Raw genomic sequence first — 21616 nt, 5'->3', positions numbered from 1 at the left:
TTTTTAGCGTGGGAGTAGACTATAAAATTGGAAAAACAAAAATTAATCCTGCTACCCGGATGGGGTATGGATGCAAAGGTGTGGAGCCCGGTCACAGAGGTTTTATCGGAATATTTTGTTCTTATTTATTGTGACTGGTACCGGGTGAAGTCAGTTGAAGAGTATAACGCGCGGGTTTCCAGTGTAATCGATAAAAACGTTGACGGGTGTTTTTCACTGCTTGGGTGGTCTTTAGGCAGTCTATTGGCCATTGAAGCCGCCTGCCTGTACAAGGATAGGATAAATCAGTTAATACTGGTCAGTGGAACCAGCCGGTTTACCAGGGATAAAAAAAGCGGCTATAGGTGCGGTTGGCCGCAGAATGTTGTTGAAAAGATGAAATCTGCGCTGCTCCATGATCAACAAAAAACACTCGATTCCTTCTGTGTTTCCATGTTTTCAGAAGAAGAAATACAACAGGGGTGGCCTGAGACGTTCGCGGGAAAACCTGACCGGAACAGAGGAACGTATGAAACACAGGAACTGTTGGCAGGGCTGGATTTTTTAATTCAAGCTGACTACAGGGAAAAGCTGAATGAAATCGAAGCGCCTGTGCTGATGATCCATGGCGAAAAAGACACCATCTGTCCTGTTTCCGCATCAGAATATATTTCGTCCCAATTGAAGGGGGATGTCTTCCTCAAGATCATGAAAGGGGTTGGACATATTCCTTTCCATACGGGAATGGAAGAATTTAATGGTCTTTTAAAGGGGTTTATTACAAGAGGAAAAACATGATAGACAAGAACATCCTTAAAAAAAACTTCAGCAGGAATGCTGTCAACTATGACACATACGCAACCGTTCAAAGGAAGATGGCCCATGAGTTGTTAAAGACAATTTCTCTTGAACGCAAGGACATTCATGACAGCATTGACATTCTGGATATTGGATGTGGTACAGGATACTTCACAGAACAACTGGTACGTTGCTATCCAAATGCCAACATAACGGCTGTGGATATTGCACCGGGGATGATTGAATACGCCAGGAAAAAGTTTAAAAGTAAAAAAATTGAATTTTTATGCGCTGATATTGAAGAAGCAGAAATGAACAGGAAATATGACCTGATTGTTTCCAATGCCACTTTTCAATGGTTCAACCAATTGGAACAGACCATCATAAAGCTTGACGCTATGTTGAAGAACAATGGAATGCTTGCCTTCTCAACCTTCGGACCTATGACCTTTTGTGAGCTGCACCGATCCTATAAAATGGCCGGAGACAAACTAAATTTTGAGACCGGGCCATTGCCGGTACAGAAATTTCTTAGCTGCGAAGAACTTTTGGGTATTTGCCGGAAGAACCTGGTAGACACAAGCCCTTCGTCGTATAAGGTTGCCAGTTTAGAAAAACACGAATATGAATACTTCGATACAGTAAGGGATTTTTTAATATCTGTCAAAAAAATCGGCGCAAACAACAGCAACTGTGACCGTAGAACCAATCCAGCGCTGATAAAAGAAATGATAAAGATATACGAAACCGCATTTACAGAGGGCAACAGGATTAAAGTGACTTACCATTGCATTTTTTTGAAGGTAGAAAAACGGAAAACAACTCCGGTATAAGGAGAAGCCAATGAATTTACATGATTTGCAAAAGAAAGATTTAAACTACATCTGGCACCCATGTTCCCAGATGAAAGACTATGAAGATTTGCCGCCCATTGTTGTGGAGAGAGGAGAGGGTGCCTATCTCTTTGATGTTTCAGGTAACCGATATCTGGACGCAATTTCTTCATGGTGGGTAAATCTCTTCGGCCATTGTAATAACAGGATTAACAATGCCGTCAAAAAGCAGCTTGATCAATTGGAGCACGTTATATTTGCGAATTTTTCCCACAGACCGGCCATCGAACTTGCGGAGAAAATTGTTGAAATAACTCCCGATGGATTGAACAAAGTATTTTTTGCCGATAACGGTTCTTCGGCGGTTGAAGTTGCCTTAAAGCTGAGTTTCCAATACCACCAGCAAACAGGAAGCTGCCAAAAGAAAAGATTTATTGCTGTTTCAGACGCCTACCATGGTGAAACGCTCGGAGCTTTATCTGTTGGAGACATAGACCTTTACAGCAAAATATATAAGCCCTTGCTATTGGATACAATCAAAGTACCCGGTCCCGACTGTTACCGTTGTATCTATGGCAAAGAACGTCAATACTGCCAGACCGAATGTTTTAATCAGATGGAAAATGTTATCGAGAAAAAGCATGATGAGGTCTGTGCAGTAATTATTGAGCCAATGGTACAGGCGGCAGCAGGAATGAAAATGTACCCTGCACAATACCTGACAAAATTGAGAGAAATCTGTTCTCAATATAATATCCATCTTATCGCGGATGAAATCGCTGTGGGGTTCGGCCGAACCGGAAAGATGTTTGCCTGTGAGCATGCAAACATTTCTCCTGACATCATCTGCCTGTCAAAAGGACTTACAGCAGGCTACCTTCCCCTTTCGCTGGTGGTTGTAACTGATAATATTTATAATGCCTTTTATAGTGAGTACACGGAACAAAAAGCCTTTCTGCACAGCCACAGCTATACCGGAAACCCTTTGGCATGTTCTGCGGCTCTGGAATCTTTAAACATTTTCAAAGAAGACAATGTTTTAGAGCGAAATAAATCAAAGGCTGAAAAAATTAACAAGATAACAAAAAGCTTGGCGAACAAACATCCATATATCGGAGAGTTCAGACAGATAGGTATGATAGGCGCTTTGGAGCTTGTTGAAAATAAAGCCACCAAGCAAGCCTTTGCTTGGGAAAAACGGGTGGGGTACAATATCTACAAATTAGCTTTAAAAGAGGGTTTGCTTTTAAGACCCTTAGGCAATGTTTTATACTTTATGCCTCCTTATATTGTCGAAGAAAAAGATATTGAATGGATGGTGACAACGGCTTTTAAAGCAATTAACAAATATTTCGGAATAGATTAAGGTGTTATTTTTTTAGGCTGCGTCTGGATCATAGGCTGACTGCAGTGAATTAACCTCAATTTGGGGTTAGGTTTTCAGAAGTCGGTGGTTTTTACAGTAGAATCATTCCTTAAATATCCTGAAGGGCCGGTTCTTGTTTACCGGCCCTTCAGCATGCCCATATACTTTTTTGCTCCGGCATGCATAAATGGCAGTATAAGAGTAAGAATAAATATTCAGCAAAGGCGATACGAAACTTTTAGACCAGATACATTATCGCCGCTGCTCTCTGTAAAGGCGGTTTTCTAAAATCCGCTGGATATTCGCAGCCGGCATAATGGTGGCTGAAGAAAATCCAGGTCAGGCTCAGGGGAAGTGGAACCAATGCGGGAGGAAGGAAAAATTTCGGCCTACCAGGCTATGGTTTATCAAGTGAGCATTGTTTTGGCCACAGCCATCTTATTCGTCCCGGCTATTACAACAAAGCATGCAAAGCAGGATGCCTGGCTATCCGTAATCATTGCCTGTATTTTTGGCTGTCTTCAGGTTTGTACAGCCGTCAGCCTGGCCCGGCGCTTCCCGAATGCGTCGGTTGTGCAGTATGCACCACTCATTCTCGGTAAGGTGCCGGGCAAGGTGGTGGGATTTGTTTATCTCTTCTATTTCTTCTACGTTGGTTATTTCATATTGCAGGAATTTGCCGCCCTGATGTGCTCCTCCTATATGCTGCGTACGCCTTCTGTTGTTTTTATGCTTGTTCTTTCTCTGCTTGCTGCTTACGCGGCTTATGGCGGGCTTGAGGTGATCTGCCGGACGAGCTCTATTGTTTTGACGGTTGTAGTGGCAACGCTGGTATTAACAGCTGCCTTAATTGTCAAAGACATTAAAATATGGCGCTTCCTACCTGTTCTGGAGAACGGGTTTAACCCAGTATTGCTGGGAGCAATTTCGCCCGGCGGATGGTTTGGAGAAACCGCCGTGATCCTGATGCTCTACCCGTTTATAAATAATAAAGAAAAAGTGGTTAAGACCAGCTTCCTGGCCATCCTAATCCTTTTTATAACCATGGAGGTGGTAGTTACCGGAGCAATTGGATTACTCGGCCCGACGGAAACAGCCTCTTTTCTTTTTCCCACCTTCAATATGGCCCGTCGAATTAAATTAGAGGCGCTGCCGTTTTTGGAACGGCTGGATGCTTTTTTCATGATGGTCTGGGTGGCGGCTATGCTGATTAAGTTAACCACTTTCTTTTTTGCCGGGGTGCTTGCCCTGTCGCAGTGGCTCAACGTCAAAGACTATCGCCCGTTAATTTTACCCTCCATGGCCATAATGATAGCGCTGGCGGTACAGGCCTGGAAGAATATTACCGAGTTATTTGCTTTTTCCGGAGAAGTATTCCCCTTAACCATTATTTTTGTCAATTTTATAATTACCGGTTTTCTTTTAATCATCGCCGGTATTCGCAATATTTCCACCGGGAATACATGACCATTACTTGCGGCGCTATAAAAAAGGAAGGTGTTCTTTCTGTGCGAAAGCGTATTGTAAAAAAGCTGCACCATTTGATCCGGAATTATGCATGTAAGACCGCAGGAAAAAACATCTGCCCGGATGACATGGACTGGGTTCAGCAAACTACTGTGGAAAAGTACGATCTGGAGCGTATTCCCATCGAGGCGGACCTGGCGGCCAATATTAAGCGTCTGAAGGGAATATACGGTGTTTGTCCGGATTTCATTATCCGACAGTTTGAAATAGGAGGCGGCATCACGAAAGCGGCGGTAATTTTCCTGGAGGGTATGGTAGAACGGGTACTTTTAAGCGAAAACCTGCTCAAACCGTTAATGATCCATTACAGGCCACTTAAACCGGTGCAGGGTTCCTTCCTGGAGCAAATTTTACGTGTGGTCCTTCCCGTGGACGTGGTCAGAAAGTGCGTTAACCTGCACGACGTAATCGATCATGTTATGGAAGGCTCTGTTGTTCTTTTGGTGGACGGCGAACCAAGGGGCCTGGCGCTGGAGGCCGCCGGGTTTAAAACCCGTGCTCCGGAAGAACCGATAACAGAAGCGGTGGTACGGGGGGCCCGGGAGGGATTTACCGAAGCTTTACATATCAATATTACCCTTCTGCGACGGCGGCTCAAGACGCCAAACCTGGTACTGGAAAGAATGGTCCTCGGCCGGATCAGCCACACGCAGGTTGTGGTGGGATACGTTAGGGGCCTGGCTGCGCCGGAACTGGTTGCCGAAGTCAGGGAGAGGCTTCAGCGTATCGATATCGACGGTATTCTCGAATCAAACTACCTGGAGGAAATGCTGCGGGATCATCCACTTTCCTTTTTCCCGCAGGCCATTACTACCGAACGGCCGGACCGGGTGGCAGCCAACCTGCTTGAAGGACGGGTAGCCATACTCACTGAAAACACACCTCATGCCCTCATTTTACCAGGTGAATTTGTAGCCCACATGCAGAGCCCGGAGGATTTTTACCACCACTTTGTCTTGGGCGTTTTCATTCGCCTTTTGCGCTGGAGCGCTTTCGCAGTTTCCCTTCTCCTCCCGTCCATTTATGTGGCTGTGACCACCTTCCATCAGGAAATGATTCCCACCAGGCTTCTTTTAAGCATCGTTGCCGCACGTGAGGGAGTACCTTTCCCTGCCGTGGTGGAAGCATTATTAATGGAAATTGCCTTCGAGATTTTAAGGGAGGCCGGTGTGCGTCTGCCCCGGACGGTAGGTCAAGCAGTAAGCATTGTCGGGGCGCTGGTAATCGGTGAAGCAGCGGTAATGGCAGGTGTAGTATCGCCGCTGATGGTAATTGTGGTGGCCTTAACGGGGATTTCCTCCTTTCTCTCACCTTCCTTTGATCTGGCCATTTCCATCCGCATTTTGCGCTTTACAATGATGATCCTGGCCGGTTTGCTGGGCCTTTTCGGCGTGGCTGCAGGAGTGCTTGCCATCTTGATCCATCTCGCCGGTATGCGTTCCTTTGGAGTGCCGTACCTGGCCGGATTAACCCCTTTTTACTCTGACGACTGGAAAGATGTTTTTATCAGAGCGCCGATATGGATGATGCGCAGGCGTCCCGCAGAACTTTCCAAAAGCAACCGGAAACGGCAGGCGCCCGGTCTAAAGCCGGAACCGCCAGACCGGCGCCCTCAGGGGGGAAGATCTTGAAACGCCGCATCAGGTTGATTATACTGGTTTTACTTATTTGCTTAATCGCCGGCTGCTGGGACATGCGGGAAGTAGAGGTTCTCGGTTATGTTATGGCTATGGCCATCGATAGGGATCCTCAGGAGCAAATTCGGATCATTGCTCAGGTGCCCAATCCGCGTGTGCTCGGAGGTGGAGAGCGGGGAGGAGTTACACCCGGGGCCAGTATTGCTGCCAAGCCTTACCGCAACTATGAGGGAACCGGCCCCACCGTTTTTGACGCGCTGCGGGAGATTTCCCATGAATCATCCCGGCGGCTGTTTTTTGCCCAGAATCGTACCCTTATCTTCAGTGAAGCAATGGCTGAAAAAGGTATAAATGATGTACTGGACTTTTTAAAACGCAGTGTAGAGATCCGGCGTGGTTTAACAATGGTCTTCGTTGCCCGCGGAGAACCGGCCAAAATACTCGATACTCCTAACCCCCATGATATTTTACCGGCGCTCCGTATAGATGACATCGTGCGCTGGCGGGGACAAACTTCCAGGTTTGCACCTGTTCCTCTATCCCGGTTTTTGGAAGCTTTGAGCATGGAAGGACAGGAACCTTATGCAGGTGTAATTGAAGTGGTTTCTAACCCTACGGCACAAGTCAAGGAGGGTGAAAAGGCAGCTCCCGAACCGTCCTCAACCATCCGGCTTACCGGGGCCGCCCTCTTCCGCAATGACCGTATGGCGGGGTTTCTTGATGAAACCGAAACTCGCGGACTTTTATGGGTACTCAACGAGGTGAGAGGAGGGCAAATTGTTTTCCCTTGCCCCGGCCAGGAGGGGAAAAAGGTTACCGTAGAAATTATGCATGCCAATGCTAAGATTGAACCGGAAATTACAGAAGATGGAATTATTATGACGGTAAAAATCCGGGAAGAAGGTAACCTTGTTGAAGTGGAAGGACCCCTTGATGTCTCTAAACCGGAGGTAATTAAAGAACTGGACCGTTTGCACGCTGCAGCTATCGGCAATGAAGTAATGGCTGCCGTGTATAAAGCACAGGAATTGGGCTCCGACGCCTTTGGTTTCGGAGAAGCGTTCCGACGTAAATTCCCCCGGGAATGGAAGAAAATTAAGAAAGATTGGCCGGAAATTTTTCCGGGCATTAAGGTACGCGTCCAGGTAGCTGCCCACATTCGACGCATCGGGATGATCGGCCCACCACCGCTTTTGGTTCATTAAATAATTGCAATTAAAACTCAAACCCTTTGAGACAGGATGGTTGAGTATGCTGTTAAATGTTTTGCTGATTTTAACCGGCTTTGCGGTTATCGTCGCCATAGAGCTACCCAGGTTAATTAAACAAAAAATTTACCGCGAAATGGTAATTTTCTTTGTTTTGATTGCCCTTGGAATCACTTTAAGTCTGGGTCAAGTTTTGCAACTGCCCATACCGAATGTTACAAAGGGCATTGAAACCGTTACCCGCCCAATATTTAAGACTATAGAAAGAATTCTTTCGCCTTAGAATCAAGGGGACGGTTCTCTTGGAATCAAGGGGACGGTTCTCTTGAGTCTTGCGCTCCACGGGAATCAAGGGGACGGTTCTCTTGAGTCTTGCGCTCCACGAATCGGCATTACTCTGGCCCTATCAAGAAATCAGCGGCGGCAGGGATTCCGGCATAGTCACCCTCCCGGAACTCGCTGAAGAATCTAAATTCTGCGGCCAGTTGCTACCGCTACGAATTAGGCTGCAGGGCGCAGAACTGCCCTGATCGCCAGTTGCCGTACAGTGGAGACAAAAACCGAAACAAACGCTGCCGTAAGAAAATATAATAATATTAGATACCTTAGAAGCCTCGGAAGAAAATAATCTCTTTCCGGGGCTTTGTGCATGCCTGTATCGGGTAGGATATTAAGTAATGATTGAGAATCTGGTATAATGTGAACCAGAAAGAGCGCAGGTTGTATGAGCTTCGGGAAAAGGCTGGAGTTTTCGTACAAACTCGGTGAATTCTACATAAAGACATGTGTGAAGCAACATTTTAATTTTTAGTAATGGGCCTTCATAACCTGTTTTTATTTCTAAGCAACATCATCAAACAGTAGGTAATCAGTGCTATCAACAATTGGTTTTCCACAGCCTGTTGGCTTAAACCAGTGTTTATTTAACTTGGTATAAACTGTAAGCGTTTTTGCTCATTTATAGATGATTTATCAATGTTCGGCAGTATTGTCACAAAATTGGCCGGGTTTCGTCTTACTCCTTGAATTAATGAAATTTTAAGCCGGAGAAACAATAATGAGCGCTGTCAACAAGCAATCACTGGAAGAAATAGAGATCACCCGGGGAATGGCCATTCTTGCCGTTCTGTTCATCCATATTACCGGGCTGCCGGTGCGGGCGCTGGAACCGGGGATATCTTCCTACATATTTTATACGTTGGTAAACCGGGGCATGCAGTTTGCCGTGCCTTTGTTCCTGATGATCAGCGCGCTGGTGCTGGCCTACCGCACCGGTTTGGCGGCAGAGATCAACCTGCCTGAGTTTTACCGCAAGCGGTGGCGGCGGGCGGTAGTCCCCTTTCTTGTCTGGACCACCCTTTACCTGGCCCTGCGTTTCTTGATCCTCCATGATATCCCTTATATCTCCCTGAAGCAGGGGTTGTTGTGGTACGGGTTTGGCAAGGGCTTCTTCCACCTGTATTTTTTATCGGTGGTCATACAGTTTTACCTGCTGTTCCCGGTGATTCACAAGTGGTGGAGGATCTGCCGGCCTGGTTTTATAACGGCTGTTTTGCTCTTCGGGACCGCCCAGGCGGCCTTTTACTGGGTGAACCGGCTGTACATATATCAGCACTTCAATTACACTGGTTCTCTCGTTTTCAGCTATATTTTTCCCATTGGCATCGGGCTGTGGATGGGATACAACACCGGGTACTGGGTTCCCTGGTGGAAGAAATATAGGACCGTTTTTGTTGCCTTGGCGGCGGCAGCGGGTATATTTTATCTTAACCGTCATTTTGCCATCCTGGACAAGATCAAGATCAGCACCTTTTACTTCCAAATGGCCTGGACCCTTTATGTCACCGCGCTGGGAATTTGCGTGATTTTCCTGGCCAGGTGGCTGGCGGCCAGACAGGGTTCGCCGGGCGCTTTGCTAGCGGGATTCTTTTTGAAAACCGGGCAGTTCTCCTATGGCATTTATTTAATCCACCCCTTTTTCCTGCTGGTGTGGCAGAAGATTTTTGTTGCGGAAAGCACAACGGCCATGCACCTGTCGGTCTGGGGAGGCTTTTTCATCATCCTGGGGCTCTCCTGTTTAACAACGTACCTTTTGGAGAGGACTGTTCTGGCCAGACCGCTTTTTGGTGTAACTCCTAAAAAATAGTTGTATAATGATGCATGAGCAGGTTTGTTTGAAACTCAAAAACAGAACAGGAGTCAGAGAGCATGAAAAGTGTTATCCTCAAGAAAATGACCGCCTTGGTATTATTTTTCTGGCTGGTCAGTATGCCCGCCACCCTGGCGGAAGCGGCAAACAAGGCGCTGATTCTTAACTACCACCACCTGGACCCCAATCCCAGAACCAGTTCCACCATTTCACCCCGCTTGTTTGCGGAGCACATGAAGTATTTAAAGGATCACGGCTACCATGTGATCAGCCTGCAGCAGTTAAAAAATTATTTGCTGGCTCCCCGGACAAAAGGAGCGGGAAACGGGCATCATGGAAACATCGCCTTGCCGGACCGGGCGGTGGTCATTACCTTTGACGACGGGTATGCCTCCTTTTACGAGTATGCCTACCCGGTACTGAAGGAATACGGCTTTCCTTCCACCATGTTTACCATCGTGGGCAAGGTGAGCAATTCTCCCAACGAGATTCCCAAATTGACCTGGCAGCAGGTGAAGGAACTGGCGGCCACGGGTCTGGTGGATTTTCAATCCCATACCTATGACATGCACTACCTGGTGGGTAAAAAATCCGCTTTGATTGCGGAACATCCCCAGAAGGTACAAAAGGATTTACACATGTCCCGGGATGTGCTGTCCTTTCACACCGGGCGTTTTGTGGATGCCATTGCGTACCCCTTTGGCCACTATAACCCTTCTCTCATTCATATTGCCAGGCAGGAGGGCTTTAAATTAGGGTTTACCCTGAACCAGGGCGCGGTGCAAAAGGGGATGAACCCGATGCAGCTCCCCAGGGTGGCGGTGGGCGATGAGAAGTTCACTGTGGCGGAATTTGAGAAAACGCTGCTCCGTTATTTGGCCCAGTGAATCAGGGGGACGGTTCTCTTGAGTCTCTCAGGTTCAGGGTGAGTGATTATTTTGCTGCCTAAAAGAGGGTGTGTTAATACTCCATGATTCGGTTTAAGCGCTACTGTTGGTTAGGCGCCGCTATTCTTCTGGCAGGACTTTTCTGGTTATTTCTTCCGGACAGCGTTAAAACAACTGACAAGCCGGTCCCCCTTAAACAAAGCAAGTTAAAGGACGCTTACGACATCGTGGTGGTGGGGGGAGATCCCGAGGGAATTGCGGCGGCTGTTGCCGCCGCCCGCAGCGGCCAAAAAACCCTGCTGGTGGACACCCGCCCGGTCCTCGGGGGATTGATGACCCGGGGCTGGCTGAATAGTATTGACATGAACTACGGGCCGGGGAAAGAAATTCTGAACAAGGGAATATTCCAGGAGTTTTTTCAGGAAATTGAAGGAGATTCCTTTGATGTGGCAACCGCCGCCAATGTATTCCACCGTATGGTCAATCAAGAAGAGGATTTAGATGTCTTATCTTCTGTTGAAGCTGTTTTTCCCATTGTCAACGGCACTGTGAAACCCTTGATACAGCCGGGCCAGTCGGCGGTTACAGATGAAATGGCCGGGGATTATATAATGCCGCCGGACCAAAAACCGGTTACGGTGAAACAAGAAAGAGATACCGGAAAGGGAATCCGTCAACCCGCCGTCAACGGCGTTCAGGTGGTCCTGCAAGGACAGGGCGTAAGAAATATTTTGGCCGGACGGGTCATCGATGCCACCCAGGATGCGGACATCGCGGCGGCTGCCGGGGTGCCTTTTACCTACGGGCAGGAAGATTTCGGCAACCGGGGCCGGGTGATGGCCGTCACGCTGGTTTTCAAGTTGGAAGGCATCAGCAAAGCCGACTGGGCGAAGATGATGCTTTACTTGAATGTTAACCGGCTGAAGGCAGCGGTTGGCTCCGGGGACAGCGGGGAACGCCACAGCGGCGCCAATTGGCGCAGCGCCTGGGGTTTTGACTATATCATGAAGGATTATAAATCCCGCATCCCGCAAGTGGCCATGCGGGGACTCAATGTGGGGCGGCAGCGGGACGACAGTGTTTTAATTAATGCCCTGCAGGTCTACGGCATTGACGGGCTGAAATATCAAGACAGGCGGCAGGCCGCGGAACTGGCCCGGCAGGAGTTGCCGCATATCGTCCGGTATATCAAAGAACATGTCCCGGGGTTCCGCAACGCCAGGTTGGCCGGCGCCGCGCCGGAGCTGTACGTGCGGGAAACCCGGCATATGCAGGGGCTGTACCGGTTAACGGTGGATGATGTTCTGGAAAACAGGGATTTTCCCGACCGCATTGCCTTCGGCTCCTATCCCATTGATATCCAGGCCACCGACCCTCATTTCAGAGGAACCGTCGTCGGTGCGCCTGCCCAGTATGCCGTCCCCTTCAGGTGCATCGTGCCCCAGCGGGTGGAAAACCTGCTGGTGGTGGGGCGTTCCGCCGGTTTTGATTCCCTGGCCCACGGCAGCGCCAGGGTGATTCCCGTGGGGATGGCCACCGGGCAGGCCGCCGGCGTGGCAGCGGCCCTGAGTCTGGAGACCGGCACGTCTTTCCGTGCCATGGCGCAGGATGCCGGGTTGATGGGGCAACTGCAGCGGCGGCTGGCGGGCCAGGGGGTTGACTTGCAGCCTATCCGTGTGCCGCCTCCCCCCGAAACCCGTCACTGGGCCTATGAGGGACTGAAATTTATGCGCCGCTACGGCCTGGCTGCCGGCGGTTACAGCAACAACTATCGGTTGGATGAAGACATGCCGGAAGCCCAATTCATCAACGGGTTCAATGTACTGAAACTGGCCGGCCTGGAGGTGAAGGAGCGGCCGGTTCTCTATGCCGAGGGAAACCAGCTGACCCTGGAGGATGTGGCGTACATGTTTGCCCGTTACGCAGGCTATGACTACAACAAGAAGCAGGCCTATGATCACTTTGCGAAGCTGGGCTTCTGGGACCCCAGGGTGGTGGAGCATGTAAGAGAAAACAGGGGGGTTGTGACCGTTGGGGCGGGTTACATGCTGTTAAAGGATTTCACCCGCTGGCTGGCGGCCCGTCCCCCGGCAGAAAAGCGGTAACCGGCGGGTAGGGCGCTGTCCTGAAAAATATGTGTTACAATATATGCAAACTCAGTTTTTTGCGGGAAAAGGGTTTGTCAAGGGAGAGACCGGGATGAAATTGGAAGTTTTGGGTAAAAGAGAAAAAGGAAAACAATGAGGCCCTTCTGGAGCAATTGCGCGAACAAATAACAAGGCTCGGTTACATATCAGGAGGATATTTGAGATGAGTAACAGGAAAAATGACGCTGACCGGCAATCTTTCGCCCGGTTGTCGGGATCGATTTGGGGACAACCAATTCGGCGGTGGCCTGCATACACCGCGGTAAGCCTGAGATCATTCCGTCCCCGCAGGGCAAGCGCATTATTCCGTCAGTTGTGCTACTCGATCCGGCAGGCAAGGTTGTTGTGGGGGAAGAGGCCCGGGCTGCCTTGATTGCCATGCCTGACCGCACGGTTGCGGCCGTGAAGAGGAAAATGGGTTCCCAGGAACCCATCCCCATTGGAGGGCAAGCTTTACTGCCCCAGGAAATATCCGCCTTGATTTTAAAGGAACTGAAAAGTTATGTTGACGCCAGGTTTGGCGAGGGGGAAAAAGAGGCGGTTATCACAGTGCCGGCTTATTTTACCGACGAACAGCGCCGTGCCACCAAACAAGCAGGGGAACTGGCAGGTTTTGTGGTGGAACGGATCATTAATGAACCCACCGCCGCCAGTTGGTTGACCTGATAGACAGTTTCTTGCTTGAAACAATGGCCTGTGCAGCGGGTGTTGGAGGATGCAGCCCTTAAACCGCAGGACATCGATGAAATCCTGTTGGTGGGAGGATCGACAAGGATTCCCCGGGTGCGCCAGTTAAACCGAGATTTTTTCGGGAAGGAACCCCGCACGGATGTGCATCCCGACGAGCAGTGGCGCTGGGCGCTGCTGTCCAGGCGGGCCTTAAGTCCGGCGCGTTATCCGACAGCGGCATGGTGGCCACCGATGTGGCTCCTTTTTCCATGGGCATTGCAGTCTTAAAGGAATGGAAGGGCGTGGCCATGCGGCCGGGCGGCTTCCATGCCATTATTCCGCGCAACACCACCATACCGGTGACCCGAACAGAACAATTTTACACCACGGCAGACGGGCAAACAGCCGCCTCCATTGAAATTTACCAGGGAGAGCATGAGTGGGTAAAACACAATCACCGGCTGGGCAAATTTCTGTTGGACGGCATTCCCCCCAACAAAGCAGGGGCGGAAGCTGTTGAAGTGACGTACCGCTACAATTTAAACGGCATTCTTGAAGTGACGGCCAGGTGTGTGTCAACCGGCAAAGAAATGACGGTTACGGTGCAGGATGCTTTGGAGCGCCATTCACAGGAGGCCTTTCAGGAAAGTGTAAAGAGGTTGGAGGCACTTTTTGTCGGCGCCGCCGGGGATGAATCGGCAGACGAACTGTTCGATGAGGGCTGGGAACTCTTTGACGAAGGGCCGGATCAGGAAGATGACGACGGTGTGGGTGATGATGAAGAGTTTTCGGCCGCAGTATTACATGAGGAGGCCTCCTCTTTGCGGCGCCGCGCCGAGAAATTGCTGGCGACCCTCAGCGGGGCGGACCGGTCAAAGGTGGAAGAGATGATCCGCCGGCTGGACGAGGCCGTGGCGGCGGATGATATTGAACGGCTGCGGTCTGTTCTTGACGAGGCAACGGATGCACTGATTGATCTGGAGATTTAAGGAGGGATTGCTTTGGCAACCAGAAAACCGTCCGGCCGCAGGGCATCCAAGCCGAAGGTGGAAAATTACTACAAAATTCTGGGCACCCGATCCAATGCAAGCCCGCAGACCATTAAAGCAAAATACATTTAATCAGTGTTTACGCCTTTGACTGGTTTTACGAGGATTATATACCCGCAGGACTTGATTTTTTGCGGGAACGCATCCCCCCCTCGCTGCTGAAGGCTATGGAAAAAATGAAGGATGAGTTGGCTGGCAGCATTGTGAAACTCCGCCAGAAATATCCCCTTATTTACAAGCGATTAGGACCGTTGGGACAAATTGGGCGCCCGTACTGAACAAACTGAGCAAACTGAGCAATTAAGCCTCTGGTAAGGCAAAAAAGATACGGCGCCGGGTTCTGACTGTCGCTTGTGAACTTCGTGAAGTATATTACATCAAACTGAAAATATTGCCGCGCCCGGGTGCGGCTTTATTTGTGCCCATTAGCCGGGCAAGGTATAATATATGGAGGATTTTATCATGGGAGGAGAGAGTTTTGAACAAGTGGTGGAGGTACGGTCTCTGGACCATGCTGGCAGCGGCGGTGTTAACGGCGGCCCATCTGGCCTTCTGGCAGCGTTATATGGTAGAAAGAGACTACCGTCAGGTGGAGCTGGCGGTCAATTATGATGAAATCAGCGCTCTGGCCGGCGAGGCAGGGCTGACGTCCCTTGAAGGTTTAAAGGAATTTAAAAAACATGCAGTTACTGCGGTGGTTTTGCGGGAACCAACCCTGGACGACCTGGTGGTCAACGGGGATGTGGAGAGATACCCCGGGCAAAGATTATTGAGCCAGCAAGGTAAGAAGGACGCGCCAGGCTGGCTGGCGGGCCTGGCGGCCAAAACTTCCGTCGCGCCGGACAAGACCTACTTGGTGATCTACAACCGGGATTTGTTTAACCAGGTATCTTACCAGCTGGCGGCCAAACTGGCGGGTGTGAAGTCCTATCAAATTGCGGACGGTACCTATGTAATTGAAACCCTGGGATCGTATCTATCCATAAAGGGGCTGGGGGTGGGATTTTCCGGCACAGCCCTGGCAGATGTGCAGAATGCGGGCATGCGGGCCATTCTGCAGATCCGGGACTGGGACAAGGCCACCCGGGAAAGTATCGCCAAAGTTTTTCAATCTTACCGTAACATTTCCAACGTTTCTGCCGTCATGTTTAATGATGACATTCCCGGGTATCCATCCATGCTCCCGGAGCTGGCGGAGCAAATCCGGCAATTGGATGTGCCCCTGGTGCAGGTTGAATTTTTAGTGCAGCCTGGCATCAATAAGCTGGGTATCCTGGTGGACAAAAGGGTCCTGCGCCTGCATACCGTACCACAGAGTGAGCTGAAGAATTTAACGCCCTCCCAGGTATTGGATCGCTATACCCTGGCCGCGGCAGAACGCAATCACCGCATCCTGTATTATCGTCCTGTTATCATAAGCGGCGACCTGATGCAGGAAAACTTACATTTTATCGATAAAATCAGGGACCGGCTGGAGAGGGAAGGACTGCAGGTGGGGGCGGCCGGTCTCCTGCCGCCGGTTCCCGTTTATCGCAGTTTGGCCTTCTTAATCGGGCTGGGTGTTATTGCCGGGGGCCTGTTGCTGCTGGAACGCCTGGGGCTGGGCCGGTTAAAGGCGGCTCTGGGTCCGGTGGCTGTGCTTCTCTGGGCGGCCCTGCTTTATGTTGACTTTGTGACGGCCCGCAAGTTCATGGCCCTGGCCGCGGTGATTGTTTTCCCCACCCTGTCCCTGCTGCTGTTTGTGAAAAAGGAAGGGCTTACGCCGGGGGCGGCGGTATGGAACTTTATCCGCATTTCCCTGTTTTCCCTGCTGGGGGCGCTGTTCATGGTGGGGTTGCTGGCAGATGCAGGGTTTATGCTCAAGCTGGATCAGTTTGCCGGCGTTAAGCTGGCCCACCTGGCGCCCCTGTTGATTGTGCTGGCCTATTTCTCACTCCATGCGGCCAGGGGCGTCAATATGGCGGAGAAGGTAAAGGGTCTGTTGGGGCAGCCGGTGCTGCTGGGGGTGGCCCTGGCCGGGGCATTTATGGCGTTGGCAGTGCTCATTTATGTGGCCAGGACCGGCAACGATGCGGGTTTGGAGGTAAGCGGTCTGGAACTGCAGTTCCGCAGCCTGCTGGATCAAATTTTAGGAGTGCGGCCCCGCACCAAGGAATTCCTGCTGGGGCACCCGGCTTTGCTGCTGGTCTTGCTGTACGGTTACCGGGACAACCGCTTTTTACCGTTACTGCTGCTGGGGGCCATCGGACAGGCCTCCCTGGTCAATACCTTTGCCCATATTCACACACCCCTCCTGGTGTCCCTGATACGGGCCTGCCACGGGATCTGGTTGGGAATTTTGCTGGGACTGGCTGTGTATTTCTTCAGCAAGCTGGTCTACCGTTACGGAAGAGGGGTTCTCAATGGCTAAAGTGGTGATATCCGGTTATTACGGCTTTGATAACCTGGGGGACGAGGCGGTTCTTTTCAGTATTTTGAAAACCCTGCGGGAACTCCGCATTGGGTTGCGGATTGAGGTGCTGTCCAATGCCCCGGCGAAAACGGCGGAGATTTACAAAGTAACCGCCTCCAACCGTTGGAAATTGGGGGATGTCTACCGGGCCCTGAAGGATTCCGATTTGTTAATCAGCGGCGGGGGCAGCCTGCTGCAGGACGTTACCGGCATCAAGAGTCTGCTGTATTACCTGGGGGTTATCTGGTTGGCCCGGCGGCTGGGCAAGCCTGTCTTCTTTTATGCCCAGGGCATCGGGCCGGTAAGGTCCTGGCTGGGCAGGCTGGCCATGCGGCTGGTGGTAAACAAGGTTAACTTTATTACGGTAAGGGATGAATCCTCCCGCCGGGATTTGGAGGAGATGGGCATCAACCGGCCCTGTATTCAGGTTACGGCGGACCCGGTGCTGGGCCTGGAAGAAAAATTTGTGGATAAAACCATCGGCCGCGCCATTTTGGAGGAGGCAGGACTGGATTTATCCATCGAAAGGAAACTGGTGGGCGTGTCTGTCCGGGAGTGGCAGGGCCTGACGGATTACAAAAAAGTGGTGGCGGAAGTTTGTGACAAGCTGACCAGGTTGGGTTACCAGGTGGTGTTCCTGCCCATGCACTACCCCGATGATTTAAAGACATCGCAAGAAGTGGTGGGGTTGATGGAACAGCCCGCCGCGGCGCTGTCCGAGCGGTATTCCGTGGTGGAAATGGCCAGTCTCATTGCTAATATGGACCTGCTCATCGGCATGCGGCTGCACGCCCTTATCCTGGCAGCGGTCATGCACGTGCCGCCGGTGGCCGTTTCCTACGACCCCAAGATTGACCGCTTCATGGGCCTGCTGGGTCGAACCGCCGCCACCCCGGCGGACAACCCCAATTTTGACGACCTCTGGTGCGCCGTGGAAGAAATCCTCTGCGAGCCCTGGCTGGCCCGGGAGGAACTCATCCAGGAAGTAGAACCCCTCCGCCAGAGAGCCCAACTGACTGCCTCCCTGGCCCTGGAACTCCTGGACCGCACCCTATCCAAAGCCCCCCAAACTGCCAAATACTTGTAAAAGGGGTCTGACCCCCCAAAAAATTGTCGAATTCAAGTTGGGGACGGTTCTTCGCTTGAATTCCAGAAAGTCCCAAAAGGGGTCTGACCCCCTCAATAGAATGGAGGTTGATCATGAAGTTAGGAAAGTGGCCCCTTTTATTGTGTTTCTGTCTAAGTATTCTTTGGGTCTTTCCCGCCTGGGCGGCGGAGCAGGTTGCTCCGGGGGTCCGTCAGTGGTCCTTTGAGAGGACCAATTGGGAAGGGAAGGCCATCAAGGGTTATGTGCTGGAGGTGGATCCCAAGCAGAAGAATACAGAGATCCGTGCGGTGATGGGGAATGAAATCCTCGGCAGCAAGGAAACCCTCAGCAGTATGGCGGAGCGCACCGGGGCAGTGGCTGCCGTCAACGGCGGTTTTTTTGACACCGTTACCGGCATGCCGGTGGGCAATGTTTTTATCGACGGCAAAGCCGAGTATGTTTCCGATATTTTGAGAACCTCCTTTGGCTTTACCTACGGCGGCGACGTCAAGATCGGCTACCTGGCCCCTAAAATAAAGATGGAGGCGCCCGGCGTGGGCCAGCTGGCGGTTAAGGGGATCAATATACCGGCGGTCAGCGACGGGTTGGTATTGTACTCCCGGGCCTGGGGCAAGGCTGTGCCGGCAGGAACGCAACTTTTGTTAAAGCCGGCCGAGGGTGGCGCTTTTCAGGTGGAGCCTGTTTCCGGCAGCGCTCAGATTCCCGCCGGAGGCTATATTTTGAGCGGCTGGGGTAACTCAATTAACCAGTTGATGTCGCTTCCGACCGGCGCCAGGGTGAAGGTGATCACCGAACTGCCCCAGGATTGGAGCAACCTGCGCCATGTTTTATCGGCCGGGCCTTTGTTGGTAGAAGGGGGTCTGCCGGTGGACCAGGCGGTGAATGAAGGGCTGTGGGGCACAGTATTAAAACCGGCGCCTAGGACCGCCCTGGGCGTCACCGCCCAGGGGAAAGTGCTGCTGGTGGTGGTGGACGGACGACAGGACGGCAGCGCCGGTCTCACTCTGGAAGAGTTGTCCTATCTCATGATGGATCTGGGCGCGGTACGGGCGGTGGCCCTGGACGGCGGCGGTTCCAGTGAGATGTGGGTAAAGGGCAAAATTGTTAACAACCCCTCCGACAAGAAGGAGCGACCCCTGGGCAACGGGTTGATGATTATCCAGCAGATGCCCGTGTACATTGACCACCAGCGGCTGTATTTAGACGTGGCCCCGGTCATTGATCAAGGCCGGACCCTGGTGCCCATGCGGAAGATCTTTGAGCGATTGGGCGCGGAGATCGGCTGGGATGAAGGGACAAAGACAGTGACAGCGGTTAAAGGGGATCTGGAAATCAAACTTACTGCAGGAAAGACCACTGTGCTGGTAAATGGTAAGAAAGTTAAGTTGGATGTGCCGGCTAAGGTGATCAACGGACGTACCTTGGTACCCATGCGTTTTGTGGGAGAAACCCTGGGGGCAAAGGTGAATTACGTTACCAGCCCCATGCAGGCCGTTTATATCGAGAGCGCGGAGGGAGGGTCCGGCAATGCGAGATAAGCTTAGAGTCTTGGTGGTGACCCTGCTTTGCTTTACCTTGACGGCTCTGCCTGCCTGGGCGGAACCGGTGACGCCTCCTGAACTGGAACAAATGATGAACGACCAGACCCGGCAGGTGATTACCGAACTGCCGCCCCGGCTGTCTGTAGATTATATCGCCGATATTACCCATAACCTGGTGCGGTACGTTCAGAAACTGCCCAACGGCAATTTGCTGCTCTGCCGGGTGGGCGCCTGGATGCCCGGCATCGTCGAGGTGGACCGGCAGGGGAATGAGGTATGGAATTATTACGGCATTCAGGCCAACAGCGCCCAGCGGCTGGCCAATGGCAACACGTTGATTGCGGATGCCGGGGCTCCCGGTGCGCCCTATGTACCTAGGGTGGTGGAACTGACCCGGGACGGTAAAAAAGCCTGGGAATATACGCTGCCTTCCCTGGCCTATGCGCCCCGTTATGCAGAGCGGCTGCCCAGCGGCAACACCCTGGTGGTGCTTCCCTTTGAGGTACGGGAAGTGACCCCTCAAAAGAAGGTGGTCTGGCAGTACGGCCCGGGCAAGCCCGCTAAGCCCGGCACTCCCGATTACCTGGCCCGCCCGTCACGGGCGCACCGCCTGGCCAATGGCAATACCTTGATTGTGGACAGGGGTTATGCCGGGAATGGGCGGGTACTGGAAGTGACCCCGGGTAAAAAAGTGGTCTGGCAGTTTGCTGCTACTGAAACATCTTCTGTCACTTCCACCGGCAGCCAGGAACAGAAACCGCCGGGCTTGGTGGAGCCGCTGGATGCCTTACGGCTGGCGGACGGGTCTACTCTGGTGACCGATAAGAAGCAGGACATGGTCTTCCTGGTGGATGCCCGGGGACAGGCGCTGCAGGCCAGGACCTGGGCAGGGTTGTATAAAACCGCCCCGGTCACCGACCTCTGGTTTGCCGAGCCCGGGGAAGACGGCAACGTCCTCATCTCCGCCACCATGGTCACCGGACGCACCCGGGCGGCCGAGATTATTGGCGACAGTATGAAAGTTGTATGGGAGAAGAGTGATAGTTAGGTACCAGGCACTTAAGTTGTTAACGTTTTGAGCTCATCAAGTGCTGTTACCGGCGCTGTAGCAAGCCGCCCAATAAGGATAATAGAACCAACCTTGTACATTCAAGGCCCTTTATCAACAGTCTGGACCGGGGATTTTCCCCGGTTTCGGTTGTGTTGATACCAAATGCTACCAGGGTTGAAAGTATCTTCTTGAAGGATTATCAGGGAATATGTTGAATCCTTAGCATGTACAACCTAGGGAGGGAATGTCTCTTGAGGAAAAGAATATTGCTATTGCTGGCTTTAGTTATGTCTATTGGCTTGCTGGTCATGGGGTGCAGCCAATCAAAAACGAAAATAGAGGTCAAAACCCCTGAAGAGGCAGCCAGGATGGAAGGGGATCCCGTACAAAACCTGGCCATCAAAGAAAAGGAATGGCTGGGTCGTCTTGATGCAGTGCGCGGAGAAATTAGCCGATCCTTTACGGCCTGGGAGCAGGGTAAAGCGACCAAAGAAGAATTTCTGAAGCAGTTATCTACATCCAAAGCTGCCGTTAGAGGTTTAATCAAGGAATACGATTTACACATGGAAGTTAATTACTTCCCGGAGGATAAGAAAAACGAAGATATTTATAAAGATGGATTGGCCTATGGGGATAAACTCAGGACAACCGTGAATAATTTTATCTTCATGGCCACCGAGGGCATCATGGATGCCCAGACCAACAAGCTGAAAAAGCTGACTGATGATCAAATCAAGGATTTGTATAAGAATTACATGGTGGAGAAATATGATGAGTACAGGACCAAGCTGGAGGCTGCCCTGGAGAAGGGAAAAAAATAGTATTGAAAGCCAGGCAGGTGTAACCCCGCCTGGCTTTTGCTATAGATTATCTGCCCTTTGCTTTTAGCAGGACGATGTCTTTGTTATGGTAGTCCACCATTTTTACAGCATATAGAACATTATCTTCCATGTCGGCCAGTTTGCTTAGAATATGCTCATTAAAGGCCCTTTGTTCCTTAACAAAGTCATCAAATCTATTTTCTAACGAGCTGAGAGAATTTTTAAGTGAGTTAACGGAACCCTCGAAATAGTTCATTTTTTCATTTAACGATATCAACTGGGCGGTATTCTCTTCCGTACGATGTTCCAAAGCTTTGGTCAAAGCATACAATTCCTTCTGCCCACTTTCCAAGGCCTTCTGCCCCTTTTCGAGGGCCTCCTGACGGGCCTCCAG

At 51.2% G+C, this 21616-nt stretch carries 20 protein-coding genes and 2 pseudogenes; 20 read left to right on the top strand and 2 right to left on the bottom strand.

The features are described 5' to 3' along the window. Window positions 1-27: 27 nt before the first annotated feature. The 8 genes from BUB67_RS04465 to BUB67_RS16335 all read left to right on the top strand — a co-directional run bounded on the left by BUB67_RS04465 (window position 28) and on the right by BUB67_RS16335 (window position 7878). Window positions 28-777, top strand: coding sequence for an alpha/beta fold hydrolase (locus BUB67_RS04465; protein WP_073236404.1), 750 nt, complete (start codon window positions 28-30; stop codon window positions 775-777). Then, entirely contained in the window at window positions 774-1610 is an 837-nt protein-coding gene (gene bioC / locus BUB67_RS04460; protein WP_073236401.1) for a malonyl-ACP O-methyltransferase BioC, read from the top strand. The genes BUB67_RS04465 and bioC overlap by 4 nt, the downstream gene beginning before the upstream one ends. 10 nt (window positions 1611-1620) lie before the next feature. Beyond that, window positions 1621-2976, top strand: coding sequence for an adenosylmethionine--8-amino-7-oxononanoate transaminase (gene bioA, locus BUB67_RS04455; protein WP_073236398.1), 1356 nt, complete (start codon window positions 1621-1623; stop codon window positions 2974-2976). 363 nt (window positions 2977-3339) lie between these two features. Beyond that, complete coding sequence (locus BUB67_RS04450; protein ID WP_073236395.1) at window positions 3340-4443, top strand: GerAB/ArcD/ProY family transporter; 1104 nt, start codon at window positions 3340-3342, stop codon at window positions 4441-4443. Window positions 4444-4484: 41 nt separating this feature from the next. After that, window positions 4485-6134 (top strand): spore germination protein, encoded by a 1650-nt coding sequence (locus BUB67_RS04445; RefSeq protein WP_238456951.1) that lies wholly within the window; start codon window positions 4485-4487, stop codon window positions 6132-6134. Continuing rightward, entirely contained in the window at window positions 6131-7345 is a 1215-nt protein-coding gene (locus tag BUB67_RS04440; RefSeq protein ID WP_073236389.1) for a Ger(x)C family spore germination protein, read from the top strand. The genes BUB67_RS04445 and BUB67_RS04440 overlap by 4 nt, the downstream gene beginning before the upstream one ends. A gap of 46 nt (window positions 7346-7391) precedes the next feature. Further along, window positions 7392-7631 carry a hypothetical protein gene (locus BUB67_RS04435; RefSeq protein WP_073236386.1) on the top strand — a complete coding sequence of 80 codons (240 nt, stop codon included), beginning with the start codon at window positions 7392-7394 and terminating at the stop codon, window positions 7629-7631. Window positions 7632-7713: 82 nt separating this feature from the next. Continuing rightward, a complete protein-coding gene (locus BUB67_RS16335) occupies window positions 7714-7878 on the top strand; it encodes a hypothetical protein (RefSeq protein WP_159431805.1) in 165 nt (54 codons plus the stop codon). Between the two features lie 215 nt (window positions 7879-8093). Here BUB67_RS16335 and BUB67_RS16130 read toward each other — a convergent pair. Further along, a pseudogene (locus BUB67_RS16130) lies at window positions 8094-8262 on the bottom strand (IS4 family transposase); the annotation flags it as partial. Between the two features lie 143 nt (window positions 8263-8405). Between BUB67_RS16130 and BUB67_RS04430 the strand changes: the two are divergent. From BUB67_RS04430 to BUB67_RS04390, 12 genes and pseudogenes are all read left to right on the top strand, one after another. Continuing rightward, window positions 8406-9494 (top strand): acyltransferase, encoded by a 1089-nt coding sequence (locus BUB67_RS04430; protein ID WP_073236383.1) that lies wholly within the window; start codon window positions 8406-8408, stop codon window positions 9492-9494. A 62-nt stretch (window positions 9495-9556) separates the two neighbouring features. After that, on the top strand, window positions 9557-10384 hold the full coding sequence (locus tag BUB67_RS04425; protein ID WP_073236379.1) for a polysaccharide deacetylase family protein: 828 nt from the start codon (window positions 9557-9559) through the stop codon (window positions 10382-10384). Window positions 10385-10467: 83 nt separating this feature from the next. Continuing rightward, window positions 10468-12489, top strand: a complete 2022-nt coding sequence (locus BUB67_RS04420; RefSeq protein WP_073236376.1) for an FAD-dependent oxidoreductase — start codon at window positions 10468-10470, stop codon at window positions 12487-12489. A 264-nt stretch (window positions 12490-12753) separates the two neighbouring features. Next, window positions 12754-13197 carry an Hsp70 family protein gene (locus tag BUB67_RS16565; protein WP_200798121.1) on the top strand — a complete coding sequence of 148 codons (444 nt, stop codon included), beginning with the start codon at window positions 12754-12756 and terminating at the stop codon, window positions 13195-13197. A 30-nt stretch (window positions 13198-13227) separates the two neighbouring features. Then, window positions 13228-14189: pseudogene (locus tag BUB67_RS16560) on the top strand (Hsp70 family protein). A gap of 12 nt (window positions 14190-14201) precedes the next feature. Next, entirely contained in the window at window positions 14202-14321 is a 120-nt protein-coding gene (locus BUB67_RS17515; protein WP_464287312.1) for a J domain-containing protein, read from the top strand. Window positions 14322-14380: 59 nt separating this feature from the next. Beyond that, window positions 14381-14527: a hypothetical protein gene (locus BUB67_RS16330; RefSeq protein WP_159431804.1), complete on the top strand. Its 147-nt coding sequence runs from the start codon at window positions 14381-14383 to the stop codon at window positions 14525-14527. 200 nt (window positions 14528-14727) lie between these two features. Beyond that, window positions 14728-16659: a DUF5693 family protein gene (locus BUB67_RS04410; RefSeq protein WP_238456950.1), complete on the top strand. Its 1932-nt coding sequence runs from the start codon at window positions 14728-14730 to the stop codon at window positions 16657-16659. Beyond that, on the top strand, window positions 16652-17788 hold the full coding sequence (csaB, locus tag BUB67_RS04405; protein WP_073236372.1) for a polysaccharide pyruvyl transferase CsaB: 1137 nt from the start codon (window positions 16652-16654) through the stop codon (window positions 17786-17788). Before BUB67_RS04410 ends, csaB begins: the two co-directional genes overlap by 8 nt. A 113-nt stretch (window positions 17789-17901) precedes the next feature. Further along, window positions 17902-19347: a phosphodiester glycosidase family protein gene (locus BUB67_RS04400; protein WP_073236370.1), complete on the top strand. Its 1446-nt coding sequence runs from the start codon at window positions 17902-17904 to the stop codon at window positions 19345-19347. Next, window positions 19337-20398, top strand: coding sequence for a hypothetical protein (locus BUB67_RS04395; protein ID WP_073236367.1), 1062 nt, complete (start codon window positions 19337-19339; stop codon window positions 20396-20398). The genes BUB67_RS04400 and BUB67_RS04395 overlap by 11 nt, the downstream gene beginning before the upstream one ends. Before the next feature lie 254 nt (window positions 20399-20652). After that, window positions 20653-21222: a hypothetical protein gene (locus BUB67_RS04390; protein ID WP_073236364.1), complete on the top strand. Its 570-nt coding sequence runs from the start codon at window positions 20653-20655 to the stop codon at window positions 21220-21222. A 46-nt stretch (window positions 21223-21268) separates the two neighbouring features. Here BUB67_RS04390 and BUB67_RS04385 read toward each other — a convergent pair. Then, window positions 21269-21616, bottom strand: a 348-nt coding sequence (locus tag BUB67_RS04385; RefSeq protein WP_159431803.1) for a hypothetical protein, incomplete at its 5' end; no start/stop codon positions are given.

It is taken from the genome of Desulforamulus putei DSM 12395, assembly GCF_900129195.1.
Classification (GTDB): domain Bacteria; phylum Bacillota; class Desulfotomaculia; order Desulfotomaculales; family Desulfotomaculaceae; genus Desulfotomaculum; species Desulfotomaculum putei.
This window is presented reverse-complemented; position numbering and strand designations above follow the sequence as displayed.

Excerpts from the sequence above, each read along its gene's own strand:
- BUB67_RS04425 (WP_073236379.1), top strand. The coding sequence starts at position 9,557 with ATGAAAAGTGTTATCCTCAAGAAAATGACCGCCTTGGTATTATTTTTC.
- csaB (WP_073236372.1), top strand. The coding sequence starts at position 16,652 with ATGGCTAAAGTGGTGATATCCGGTTATTACGGCTTTGATAACCTGGGG.
- BUB67_RS04435 (WP_073236386.1), top strand. The coding sequence starts at position 7,392 with ATGCTGTTAAATGTTTTGCTGATTTTAACCGGCTTTGCGGTTATCGTC.
- bioC (WP_073236401.1), top strand. The coding sequence starts at position 774 with ATGATAGACAAGAACATCCTTAAAAAAAACTTCAGCAGGAATGCTGTC.
- BUB67_RS04395 (WP_073236367.1), top strand. The coding sequence starts at position 19,337 with ATGCGAGATAAGCTTAGAGTCTTGGTGGTGACCCTGCTTTGCTTTACC.
- BUB67_RS04450 (WP_073236395.1), top strand. The coding sequence starts at position 3,340 with ATGCGGGAGGAAGGAAAAATTTCGGCCTACCAGGCTATGGTTTATCAA.
- BUB67_RS04430 (WP_073236383.1), top strand. The coding sequence starts at position 8,406 with ATGAGCGCTGTCAACAAGCAATCACTGGAAGAAATAGAGATCACCCGG.
- BUB67_RS04420 (WP_073236376.1), top strand. The coding sequence starts at position 10,468 with ATGATTCGGTTTAAGCGCTACTGTTGGTTAGGCGCCGCTATTCTTCTG.
- BUB67_RS04400 (WP_073236370.1), top strand. The coding sequence starts at position 17,902 with ATGAAGTTAGGAAAGTGGCCCCTTTTATTGTGTTTCTGTCTAAGTATT.
- bioA (WP_073236398.1), top strand. The coding sequence starts at position 1,621 with ATGAATTTACATGATTTGCAAAAGAAAGATTTAAACTACATCTGGCAC.